This window comes from Spartinivicinus poritis (genome assembly GCF_028858535.1).
In the GTDB taxonomy this organism is placed as follows: domain Bacteria; phylum Pseudomonadota; class Gammaproteobacteria; order Pseudomonadales; family Zooshikellaceae; genus Spartinivicinus; species Spartinivicinus poritis.
On record NZ_JAPMOU010000084.1, the window covers coordinates 1 to 12,145 of the forward strand.

12 protein-coding genes are annotated in these 12,145 nt (G+C 33.3%); 5 read left to right on the plus strand and 7 right to left on the minus strand.

All coding sequences use genetic code 11. From position 1 onward, the window contains the following. Positions 1–70: 70 nt before the first annotated feature. The gene (locus ORQ98_RS27675; protein WP_274692070.1) at positions 71–211 is read right to left on the minus strand and encodes a BRO-N domain-containing protein; all 141 of its coding nucleotides are present in this window, start codon (positions 209–211) and stop codon (positions 71–73) included. A 272-nt stretch (positions 212–483) separates the two neighbouring features. Between ORQ98_RS27675 and ORQ98_RS27680 the strand changes: the two genes are divergently transcribed. Further along, positions 484–774, plus strand: coding sequence for a hypothetical protein (locus tag ORQ98_RS27680; protein ID WP_274692071.1), 291 nt, complete (start codon positions 484–486; stop codon positions 772–774). A 69-nt stretch (positions 775–843) separates the two neighbouring features. Here the strand turns inward: ORQ98_RS27680 and ORQ98_RS27685 are convergent, their stop codons facing one another. From ORQ98_RS27685 to ORQ98_RS27695, 3 genes are all read right to left on the minus strand, one after another. Further along, a complete protein-coding gene (locus tag ORQ98_RS27685) occupies positions 844–1,023 on the minus strand; it encodes an HP1 family phage holin (protein WP_274692072.1) in 180 nt (59 codons plus the stop codon). After that, positions 1,020–1,226 carry a hypothetical protein gene (locus ORQ98_RS27690; RefSeq protein ID WP_274692073.1) on the minus strand — a complete coding sequence of 69 codons (207 nt, stop codon included), beginning with the start codon at positions 1,224–1,226 and terminating at the stop codon, positions 1,020–1,022. The genes ORQ98_RS27685 and ORQ98_RS27690 overlap by 4 nt, the downstream gene beginning before the upstream one ends. Before the next feature lie 119 nt (positions 1,227–1,345). Next, positions 1,346–1,822, minus strand: a complete 477-nt coding sequence (locus ORQ98_RS27695) for a tail fiber domain-containing protein (protein ID WP_274692074.1) — start codon at positions 1,820–1,822, stop codon at positions 1,346–1,348. Positions 1,823–2,444: 622 nt separating this feature from the next. On the opposite strand from ORQ98_RS27695, the gene ORQ98_RS27700 reads away from it, so the two are divergent. After that, positions 2,445–2,948: a hypothetical protein gene (locus ORQ98_RS27700; protein ID WP_274692075.1), complete on the plus strand. Its 504-nt coding sequence runs from the start codon at positions 2,445–2,447 to the stop codon at positions 2,946–2,948. A 152-nt stretch (positions 2,949–3,100) separates the two neighbouring features. Here the strand turns inward: ORQ98_RS27700 and ORQ98_RS27705 are convergent, their stop codons facing one another. After that, positions 3,101–3,349 (minus strand): hypothetical protein, encoded by a 249-nt coding sequence (locus ORQ98_RS27705; protein ID WP_274692076.1) that lies wholly within the window; start codon positions 3,347–3,349, stop codon positions 3,101–3,103. Positions 3,350–3,672: 323 nt separating this feature from the next. On the opposite strand from ORQ98_RS27705, the gene ORQ98_RS27710 reads away from it, so the two are divergent. Together ORQ98_RS27710 and ORQ98_RS27715 are read left to right on the plus strand one after the other, a co-directional pair. Next, a complete protein-coding gene (locus ORQ98_RS27710) occupies positions 3,673–3,882 on the plus strand; it encodes a site-specific integrase (RefSeq protein WP_274692077.1) in 210 nt (69 codons plus the stop codon). A 157-nt stretch (positions 3,883–4,039) separates the two neighbouring features. Further along, positions 4,040–5,293 (plus strand): SMI1/KNR4 family protein, encoded by a 1,254-nt coding sequence (locus ORQ98_RS27715; protein ID WP_274692078.1) that lies wholly within the window; start codon positions 4,040–4,042, stop codon positions 5,291–5,293. Positions 5,294–5,450: 157 nt separating this feature from the next. Here ORQ98_RS27715 and ORQ98_RS27720 read toward each other — a convergent pair whose 3' ends face one another. Then, complete coding sequence (locus tag ORQ98_RS27720) at positions 5,451–5,735, minus strand: hypothetical protein (protein ID WP_274692079.1); 285 nt, start codon at positions 5,733–5,735, stop codon at positions 5,451–5,453. A gap of 1,792 nt (positions 5,736–7,527) precedes the next feature. Between ORQ98_RS27720 and ORQ98_RS27725 the strand changes: the two genes are divergently transcribed. Beyond that, positions 7,528–10,632 carry a hypothetical protein gene (locus tag ORQ98_RS27725; protein ID WP_274692080.1) on the plus strand — a complete coding sequence of 1,035 codons (3,105 nt, stop codon included), beginning with the start codon at positions 7,528–7,530 and terminating at the stop codon, positions 10,630–10,632. A 271-nt stretch (positions 10,633–10,903) separates the two neighbouring features. Here ORQ98_RS27725 and ORQ98_RS27730 read toward each other — a convergent pair whose 3' ends face one another. Beyond that, positions 10,904–12,052 (minus strand): hypothetical protein, encoded by a 1,149-nt coding sequence (locus ORQ98_RS27730; protein ID WP_274692081.1) that lies wholly within the window; start codon positions 12,050–12,052, stop codon positions 10,904–10,906. Between the last annotated feature and the right edge of the window lie 93 nt (positions 12,053–12,145).

The following is a 12,145-nucleotide window of genomic DNA, read 5'->3' on the forward strand; positions in this document are numbered from 1 at the left end:
TCATTTATAAAAACATAAACTCATAGGGCTTCATCACTCGACGGCCGCCCCTAAAAACCATTCGCTTTGGCTATATATGACGAGTCATTACACTGGCTTCTGAAAACTGCAAAACATCAGCAATATCTTTGGCTACAAGCCAAGGCTCACCAATTTTATCAATAACACAGATAGATGAATGATTAAATTCGAAAGAAATTATGCTATTCATTATTAAACGTCTTCTTTGTAGTTTTAAGGAAGGTCCAGCAGACTAGAGAGTGGAAAAAGTTATAACAATTAGACTAAAAAGAAATTAAGTTATATTAAATATCTACTAACACAAGAAATTCTATAATAACAGGATGATTTTCATGTGCTTTTTACTAATTTAGATTATGTTGACTTACTTACGAACTATAATTACTATGGCGTTCGCGAATGAGCAAATACGGTCATTTACAAAACCCCTTCCTTAAGTATCCCAGCAGTAAGGAAATAGTTATGAAAGCTAGCATTTTATGCACTTTGTTTATGGCTATTTTTATCAGCCCTTTGACGTTATCCTCAGACCTAAAAAGTAAAGCCAAATCGGTTGAAATTTTTACAGGTGAGACATTAGAAGCAAAAGAAAAGGATAGTAATATATTCTTTGAGTTCAATGGTGCCAGCAACCGTTCTAAATCAAACTCTAATTTATATCGCGAGCATAACATCAATAATCGACTTGAAAATCAATTTGATCGAGCAGAGCAATCTAATCTGAACATCACATTCACCATATTATTTAACTAGTTAATCATGCTTCTACTTATCACTGGATTCGGATAAGCCATTGATCTTCTGATAACACAATACCGCTTCTCACTTATCCTGCCGATGTTTGTACACCCAATTCACAACAACAGTAATCGTGGTCAGAATAATACCGATAATGACACCCCAGTCTTTGAGTGTTAGACCAGCAATCACGGTGGCTGCACTGGCTACATAGGGGGCATTTGATATAATTTTTTCAATTACCATTGGGCTAACCATTATCATTGTCGAGCAACACCTTTAATTTTTTCGGCAGTTTGCTGAGCATCAAGACCCAATAGGCTCAAGACAAGTGCTATTAATTCACTGGTTTCAATTGTAGGTAGCATGGCTACCACATCAGGGCGATTAGCCAGGGATAAACCAATCACTATAAAATCACGTAGTATCCAAGCATCAGCTAACAAACCAACACATAACCACCCCAATCCAGGCCAGAAACAATGGTGCTGGCTATAGTATCTATTGATATCAGTTTCATGGGTATAAAAAAGCCAAGACTGATTAGCCTTGGCTTTTTTAGGAGTGGAATCAGATTGTAATGAGTTTAAAGTCCTAACTGCAGACGAAATGCTTCGTTTTCTTTTTTCAGTTCTTTCATTGCTTCGATTAAAACACTAACTAATCCTGCATAGTTTACTTCTTTAAGTGTTACTTCAGCATCATTCTTATCTGTAACCTTGACATTATGAACCAGCTCAGGAAACACTTTTTCTACATCCTGTGCAATTACACCAATATCTTTTCCTTGGGGAAAAAGTTCGATATCAGTTTCACTAGGACTTTTCCACTCAAGAGTAACACCTTTTAATTTAGCTACTTTTTCAAGAGCTTTATCAACTTGAGCTGTATTTTGTTTTAGGCTTTTGTCGCTGAAACGAGGTCTTTGTAGACTATTAATAGACTTCTCTAATTGACGAAAAAAATTGTCATCAACTGTTAATATTTCACAGCATTCATTTGATATTGCATTAGGAACATGAGCAATTAGTACCATACTCATAGCAATTAATAATTTTTTCATTCTTGTTCACCCGTACTTGATTTATGTCATTGTTTACAACTCAGTATCAAGTCATACGAGACTGAAAGTATATGTAAATTATGAAACAGTTTGTAACAAAGCTTTAATTCTATATAGCCTTTTAAACACCATTAAGTTTATCCTAACTATCTAAAACTATTTTCCACCATCTTTTTACATCAAAGTTAGGACAGGTCTTTTTAGATTCTAATTTACAATGCCCAACCACTTCAGCATCTGATATTTAATATTCCAGCCGATAATCACTTTATCTAAGCTATCAAGCTGAGCATCAGTAAACTGATCTCAACCTACCAAACAAATACTTAAACTATGGCTACTGCGACCGTTAGCATGTTCATCGACCCAATATTCAGGCCGGCCATTTTAGATCGTGCCATCGCGCTTAATAACTTTATGGTAGTCAATTCCTGACTAACCTCTTTCAAGATGCCATAGGTGAATATCTTTGGCTGAGATGCCTTGATCATTAGGGGAGTCTGAGCAGTGAACGACAAGCTTGGTTATTTTCATTTCGCGGTAAATACTTTACAAGTAACAGTGACTTTTAAAACCCAAGTTCATGCTTGCTTGAGTTTACTATTATAAAGTAGAGTGTTGTATGAAGAGCAGTATATACTCTTTGATTTTAATCATGCTTTTGGGACATTGCTCAAACCCTAGTGTTAGCCTGGATATGTTCATAAATAATTTTTATGAATCCAACTTACCTAATACCTTAGGCATACAATCCGAAGATGAAATTAAGCCTTACCTTAGTAAAAGCCTAAGAGTTCTTTTTGATCAAGCTAGAAAGCAACAAGAAAACTTTACTCAAGAGCATCCAGATTTAAAACCTGCTTTAGTTGACACACTCCTATTTAGGAGTATGCCATTCAGTGAAACCTCTAAGGTAATCATTGAAGAGATAAAAAAGATCGATAACATCATCTATAGAGTGACAGTTAGCTTTAACTCAATACTAACCAATAAAAGATGCACCGATAAGCTTTTTATCCAAAGAAATGACACATCTTATGAAATTATGGATATTGAACTTGGATGTTATAATTCCTATAAGTTATCAACACTTCTTTCTAAGTTCATTAAAGATAATCAAAAGTAAACTCATAAACGAAATAAACCCTGTCATCTGACAGGGTTTTCAACTAAGTTTATAGTTAATCTGACTCTACACCTAGCCTACTCTACCATTTCAAAATGGTAGTTCGTATGAGTTTCGAAAAATCTCATGATTTAATCCATCTACAGAAAAATCTATTGGCTCTGCTTCAAGTGCAGGATCAAACTCGTATGGAGGGAGATGAGGCAAAAAGTATTACCAACTGCAGCCAGCTCTTCATAGCTTGTATATCCGCAAATGCTTTCTACTTTGAAATAATCTGGAATTTTGATATCTCCACTAAATTCTTTTACTGAGCAGTATTCTAAAGCTCTAAGTTGGCGAATGAATGGAAGACCAAACCCTGCTTCTATATAGCTTTCAGTAAAACCATCAATAGACACCTTATTACCAGATAACTCAAATGACGTATAATTACCTGAACTACTTTCATAGATAGCGCTTTGCTTTTTTTTAGTTGTAAAAATTAAATTCGAGGATATTAAAGATAATCACCTGTTTGTTGTACAGTAGAAGACAGAAAAGCATCGTGAATCAGACTACCTGTCCCATCAACATTGGCTAAGAGTTAGGTACCATTAGTAAACGGGCAAGTGAAAGTGGTATTCGCAGCCCCTACATTGTCGACCGGAAACCAAGTAGCCACCGCCATAATGATCACTGGACTGCTGTTAAACGAGACTATCTGAACCGGGCATTCTCAGAAGTGCGAGATAAAACTAATTTATTTAAGGGGCAAAAAGCCAGAGAGTGCCCTACTTTTCACGAAATACGATCATTGGGTGGTTATCTCTATGAAAAAGCAGGCTATGGCAAAAGCACTATCAGAAGGCTGATGGGGCATACTGAAGAGTATATGACCAACTACTATTGGAAGGTCACTCAGAACGATGGACCAATGTATCAGCAGAATTGAACATCGATCTACAAGAGACTAAATAGCTCAGATAAAGATAACTAAAAGCCTCCAGAGCAACCACTGTCACGACTAATTCTATCTTCAATATTGAGCTAAAAAAAGTTTATACTGAAATGATCAGTTGTATCCAAACCAGACCTAACGGAGGCTGCTCGTGAGTAAAGTAACTGAAGCCTATATGAAGCTTATGAAGTTTTATAATGAGCTTGCTGATCAGGGAGTTGAAATTGATTTAAGTACGCCAGGAAAAAAAGGGTGCACAAAAAAAGAAATACAAGAATTAGAATCTAAATTGGGGTATTCAATTGGCTCTGAACTTAGAGATTTTTTAACTTTTTCATACCCTCAGGAAAGTACTCATTGTATTTGGCTTGGGGGTAGCTTTTTTGAAAAAGATGAAGAAGAGGAAAGCGATGAGCAAGACCCCGGTTGGGAAACTTATCTAAATACTTGTATAGATGGCATTATAACAGCTTATAAGGAAGGGCTTGAGCTTGCGGAAGAATATAAGTCTGATGATTCAATGGGTGTTGAAGATATTAGATTAAAGCATAGTGACATGAATAAAATGTGGATACCGATAGGATATGATTCATTAGGACAGCATGGTTATTTTATTGATATGGACCCTTCTTCAGTTGGTAAAGTAGGTCAAATAATTTCAGGTGCAGGGGAAAGCTCACCCTCTTACGTTATAGCTGACACTTTAGCTGAGTTTTTCTCAGTTGTTTTAAAGTGCCATAAAGATAAAGTTGAGTGGTCAGATATTTTATCTGATCAATTTGAAAATAGTAATTTTAATAAATTCAACTTGGAAAATGGGGTAGAAAACACAGACGAGGTGGAAGAAGAAAGCTCCATTGAAGAAATAAGCCCCAACTACCAAGAAGAAGATGATCGAGAACTTGCAATGGACTTAGGCCTATCTTTCGATGAGTTTTGCAAGTTAAGAAAGTGTCAGGAATTTAATGGTATACATATTAGTTTAGATAATTTAGGTGAAATGGCTATTAAGATGAATTTACCTGATGACCCTGAAACTGGCTATATTGGACTGACATTTATAAACGATACATTTTTTTCCGATACAAATGATAGCATTAAAGAGTATTCGAACGATAAAGAGATGTTAGATACTGTTTGCAAGATAGTAGAAAAGGTATTTCCTTTACTAAATAGCAATCACAATAATGTCAAATTTGTAGCTGAATTGATAATTTCTGATTGTTTTAAGTTCTTATTTGTTGGTGGCCGCGTTAATGAAGCCTATAGATTAATTCCTTATGCAAAAAAATCGGATAAGCGTTTTGCTATTAATAAAATTAATAAGATGATGAGCAACCCTCTAATCAAGTTGGCATACAATCAAGAGCTAAGATCAAAGTTCATGGAAAAGCTTGAATCCTGAGAGGGCTAAGTTTTAGCTACTACAACTAATGTATCAGCAGAGCTAGATATTAACTTACAAGACACTACTTGAGACTTACGGACAAGTCTCAATCAAGGAGCCAAACTTAAGTCAAATTGATTCATTATACACAATCACTATAAATCAATATCTGTCTTTATTCATCAATAAAACAATAGTACTTATTAGTATATGGGCAAGACATTATCATTGACTGAATATTATGTAAGGCCAAATTTTTAACATCATATAAATCTAACTGACCATCATTCAAAGATTTTCTTGCCGTTATTATCACTGCTTGAATCATAAATAGAGCCCAGTCTATTGTAACCCCTCCCTTTAACTTTCCTTGTATTTCTAATGATTTCAACTCAGCTTTTATCATACCATTTTCTTTAAAATTTACATCTTCAATTAATCGTTCAATAATAAATTCCATATTAAATTTATTCCTTTCAAAATTTCCATCTAAATTTTTACACATCAAAAAACTTACCGATTTAGAAATAAGTAATTATTTAAATTAACTAGTTTGAAATCAACTAAAGAACTATATACTTAACGACCACCTAAAAGATGGAGGATTATGTCATCTTGATGAAAAATTATGCCCAATCATATAGAAGTAGCTTAGTGTGCTTATTTAACTTTGTACTTTAGTAATGATTTTTGGTTGCATGAATGTAACTAATACACAGTAAGAATTGTCATGTGAATGTAAAGATAAGTAAAGGTGATCTACTAGCATACAACATCACTATACTGCCTATGATGTATAAAAACAGGCCAAAATCACTTAAGAGTTTGCTTAATTTTGCTTAAAGAAGAATGATTCTTAATTGTAGATAGGATGTAAGTGATTGAATTTTAAGAAGAAAAATGGTCGGAGTGAGAGGATTCGAACCTCCGACCCCCACAACCCCATATCGATCCTATGGTCTAGTATAACTTATTGATTTCATTAGAAAAATTCCTGTTTATCTTACACCCGTTATAGCCATTATACCCCCTTATGAATCCTGGGCTACAGGGGGCATATTGCAGACATTCTGGGGTTTCAGGATAGGTAACACTTGTCGTGGTTAAATTATAGCCAACCAAGTCAGTCCTATCTAGTCGAATAATACTACACCTCCCCTACTCTATTTTGCTTTACTTCTCACCGGAAAGAATCAACCGAATACAGAGGCAAGCGAATACAAATCTTATTCAGAATGAAGCAAGTCATAAGCATAAGTTCTCTCGCCAATCAAATATCAGATAAAGCTAATTTAGAAGTTAATGCAAGCTTATAACTATTGATTATATAGGGTGATGTAAAATCAAGTTAAACTTGGTAAAAACAGGTTAAATTTAATAATTTCCGAAATTATTTTCTTGAAAAAAAAGTTATAAATACTCTTAAATAAACTGCTGTATTTCCCCTAACGCTAAGATATAATTAAGCTTTAAAGTCACTGCGTTGTAACCACACTTTAAATTCATTTTTACAGTTAGGAAAAGGATCAACAATGCAGCAAAATGAACCCTGGTTGTCGAAGCTTATGAACTCAACTGAAACTAATAAAGTAATTCTCAGCTTTATTAGATCACAGGGATATCAGAATATACCTCTCATGGAGCTATACAGTATTGTGTACTATCTAGCAGAAGAGAATCAGTTGCTGAGAAGCGAAAAATTACAATTGCGAAATGTTGCCTCTCAATGCAAGCAAACTTTAGAGTTGACACTTGATAAAATAAAGTAGTTAGTTCTTTAGCGTACCAACAATAATTATAAATTCTTATTTTTTAGAGAGACATGTATGTCTTCCCTCGCATACCGGTTACTTTGAATTGGAAGTAACCGCTTATTCTCTTATTTGCAAAGCATTTAATGTTGTTATTCTAAACAAATGTTAACATCCAAAATAAGTGTTTTGGTTAGCTATTATTATCACCTATTAATCAAAGTTTTCTCCTAATTTAAATAATAGATTGTGCTAAGAATTTAACGAGAAATTTTGAGTTATTGCGTCTGAGTACTTTCTGGATTTTATGGGTTAGCTTTAATAATTTTACATTATTATGACAATCAAACAGTAAAATGTATATATAATATCCTCTCTGGTAGAGGATTGATTGGTAGGCAGAAGGTAGGGTTTAAACAACCATATATAGTTCAAATATCATATTTCTTGCTATCTCAGAAAAACTCATTTATTAGCTTTTATATTTATAAGGTACTTTTAATGAAAAGGTGGTTTTTACTAAAAGAGTGCAACTTTAAAAAGTCATTATCTACGATAACAGTATTCTCTTTGTTATTAGCTAGTCAATATACAGTTAGCCAAACAGTAAATTTAGATATTAAGAATGAAAATAATATTGAAATAAGTGATAATGAGTTTATCCATAACACACCTGAAGGTGTAACAACTTGGTTGAAAAACAAGCTGGCTCACCAGTTACTTGGGACCAGTATCAAGTTAATTAACAACAAGTCGAGCTTGCTTGCTACACATTATACTTATGCACAAGTGATCAATGATATTCCAATTGAGGGAAGCTATGTAATCATATCAGTTGATAACCAAACAAGAAATGCAATAAAAGGGTATAAAAAACTTATTAACATAAATAAATACAATTATCAACCAGAAAGTGCTTCTGGAATTTCCTCTGAGGAGGTAATCAATAAAGCAGTTAAACATTTCGATATAAAGCAAAAACAATTAAAAATAACAAAACCTGAATTAACTATTTTTTTACACAAAAACAATTTGATTTTAGTGTATAAGTTATTAGTATTAAATAACAAAAGTGGAGAAAGCTGGAGTACTTATATTAGACAAAGAGATGGAGTAATACTTAAGACTATAAAAGTACCTAGTAATGGAAGATATCTAGACACTACAGATTTGGAAAATCCCTATAAAGCTGGAGTTTTAATTCCTACTGAGACAACTGTCACCAATGAGAAAGCAGAATTAACTAATGGCAGGGCAAAAATATTTAAGTTTGACCCACCAACAAAATTAAAGAATAGTAATATAAATCATAATTCTCCTGAGGTGAAGAATGCATATTCTGTAGTAACACTACCTTCTATAACTAAAATAAATAACTTATATTATTTAAAAAATAAATGGGTTGAAATAACTAAATTATCTCCACTAAAAGGCCTAAAGCCAACCTCATCGTTAACTGGAGATTGGCTGTATGAAAGGGATAGTAAAGCATTTGTTGAAGCTAATGCATTCTACCATATTGATCAGTCTCAACGTTATTTACAATCGCTGGGCTATATTGGTAATAAAGGAATACAAAACAGACCAATAAAAGTTGATACTCATGCTGAAGTAGGGAATAATGCTGGATATTCAGCCGCGGATAATGCAATTCGTTTTGGAATACAACCAAAGACAGGTATTAATTTTGCTGAATCTCCACAAGTTATTATACATGAATATGGACACGCGATTCTATCAGATGCAGTAAGTCATGTAAAGAGATTAGCACCAACATCTATGCCAAGTGATTGGGGAGCCATACACGAAGGGTTTTCTGATTTTTGGGCTGCTTCATATTATCTAAAGGCTAATAAAAATGTATATAAGTTACTTTCCCCTTTTAAATGGATGAAGATAAATAGAGACTTTCGTAAATTACATATACAGTATGATAGATCTAAAAGATATAATGCACATCAAAGAATCAATGGTGATTTTTATTCTGAAGAGCTTTGGGCTACACCTTTAGTAAATAGTTTGAAGTCATTGGTAGAAAAAGGAATACCTGTTGAAGAAGTCGATAAAGTTGTGATTGAAGGGCATATGGGGTTAGGTTACTATACATCTCTTCGTCAAGCTGCTCAGTCTATTGTAAAGACAGCAAATTTACTTTACCCAGAAGGACCTCATGCAAAAGTATTTCAAGAAAATTTTATCCGGCATAATATTCTAGAAATTCAGCCAGATATTAAAAGCACACTAATTATCAAATATCCAATCGAAAACATTAATGTAATTTTACCTGGTGATGAAATAGAATTGTACATATCATTAAGAAATACAACCGATAATAAAGTTGCTGAAAATATATATGGTTATGCACAAGTATCAAATAACGCGACTTTTATTAACAACCAAGCTATGTATGGAAGTATTTCTCCTAAAGAATTAAAAGATCACAGTTTGCCGATAAAGTTGAAAATTTCAGAGTCTGTAGAGTGCGGGGAAAAAGTTATTGTTGAGTTTAATTACAAAGGAACAGTTGATGGTATTCAATTTAATAAAAAGCAATACTTTCCACTTTTGATTGGAGCTAATGAAAACTCTTCTATTAATTGTAGAAATTATAATAGTAAGCCAAAGCTTGAGGCAGTAAAAAACGAAGTAACAGTTACTGCAGATTCAACCTTATCAGATGTTGAATTATCTGTAAAAGGATTTGATGCTGACAATGATCATTTATCCTATAAGTGGTATGAGATAAAAGAAGATGGTTTTAGGTCTTTAGTTTTTGAAAGTGATGATAGTAAGTTAGGAACTAAAAAAAGTACTTTTAATACATATATCCCCTATAGAGAGGTAGAAGGTGAAATTAGAAGCATTGAAAAATATTATGAAGTTATAGCAATAGACTCATTTAACGCAAGAAGTACTCCTGTAAAAATAAAATTAGTAATAAAGCCTGTTCCAAAATCTCCAATTTTAGAGCCTTTTGAAACGGCTTACTACAGTTCAAATGATCTACTTGTCGTTCATGCCAAACTAAAGCAAAGAAATACTAATAATGGACTAATTTCATATAAATGGGAACTGATTGAAAGCTCAGGCTTATCAATAGAGTATGATCCAATAAGTAGTGATGATCGTAAATTTTTTAAAGTAAAATCAGATAAAACAATTGGTAGCAATATAAAATTAATTTTTGAAATCACGGCTACAGATAGTAAAGGAAATAAAAGTAAGCCAGAGAGAGCTGTTGTTATTATCAATTCATCAAAAAAATCAAAATGTAAGCAGCAATCCTCTAGAAATGACGAGTTACAATCTTGTAATTCGAAAAAAAACCTAACTTCAAATGATATGTTACCCTACTATATATATGTTCCTCATGATGCTGAAAAACTAACTATAAAACTGAAAGAAGGCATAGGTAATGCTGATCTTTATGTAAGCCACAGTAACAATGGTTGGCCAAATCAAACAAAGTTTGATTTTAAGTCAGCAAACCCAGTAAATAATGAAGAAATCATAATACAAAATCCAATAAAGGGATCATATTATCATGTTGTAGCTAGTGCTAAAAAACCTTTCAGTGGAGTGGAGTTAAAAGCTAAGTTCAACTAATATTTAAAAAAATATAGTAGCCCTTTTTTAATAAAGAAGGGCTTCATATTTTTCTGAATACAATAATTTCACTTTCAGGACAGGCTTTATAGCAGTGCGGGGTGTGTAGTTCTGCTAAGGTTGGTTGAACGATGGTTAGCAGGGCTAGGGGTAATAGATGTTTCATTCTACATGCGGCAGTTGGTTGTTGCTTAAGTAGTATAGTAGATAAAAGTGATAGAGTAGCAAGAGTTGATATTGACTTATTACACTACAAGAGTATCAAGGTGATTTATGTATCTTGAGGAAATTCATTTGGTATATACCCATACTGCTTTAAAGCCGTGTTAATAGAATGAATAATATCTATGTTTGGGAATGGAAATTTTGGATTTTTGGTTGTAATAGTTAACCATGACTTTTCTGGATCAAGCTCCTCATCATCTGCATAATGATGTGGATAGTTTGTAAATATACATGCAGTAGCAGGAAAGCCATCTTGGTACTCAGGAGAATCCTCTTTTTTTTCCAAAGTTTTTAGGATTTCTGTAAAAACATCAGACTTAAAAATATTGCCTCTTATTGGTTGCATATTAAGATCAATAAAAATTAAATATGGATAGTTGGTAGGCTTACTTAAAGCATTATGTAATATGCGTTTTATATTTGCTTTAACAACTACTTTTGGTTCGCCAAGATGCCCTTGTATGCCAGGTCTGTGGCGGCTTTTTGCTTCTACTGATACAACTATTCCTGTTTTTTTATGGGTTGCGATAAACTCAGGGTGTTTTATTGAATTATCTGTTTCATCTTCATACTCAATCGTAAACCCCGCTCGAATAAAGGTTGCAGCTACGGTTAATTCATATCTTGCACCTTGGTAGTTATTTTTTAATTTTAGTCTAGCTATTACTTCCTTTTGTAGTTTCATATGGTGTTCAAGTGCGTAAATATCATATGCTAATTGATAGTACGAAGCTACAGTTCCTGTCGAATATGCTTTATATATTCCATCACTGTCTTTAGGCTGTTTTTCTTGCCATAAACATAGCTTTTGATATAAGCTTATTATTTGATGTTTATCTTTCTCAGGCTTTTGGAGTTCTGAATTGCCCCACTCAGGAGTAAGTTTTTTTATTAAGTAATCAAATAGAAAATCAGGAAACGTTCTCCATTCTTTATCATGGTGAACCTTATTTCCAACAACTACTATTTTGTAGTCTTTAAAGTTTGCAATAATGGGTTCTTTTAACTCACCATATCTGCGTGCGTATTCGGCTTTCTGTCTTTGATGCTCCATGATTTTTTGTAGTATATGGGGTTCTATACTACAAGTTTTTTTATTTGTATCATTATATTTTTTTTGACTTTTTGCTTTACTTTTAATTCTTTGTTTTTGTGCTTTCTTCTTGTCTCGTCTTCTTTTACTATTCTTACTCATGGTTGATCTTACTGTATACTATACCAGTCGCGAATCATTTCTAGGTTCAATAATACAGCATCATGTGTATAATCCACTGTTATGAGAGGATTT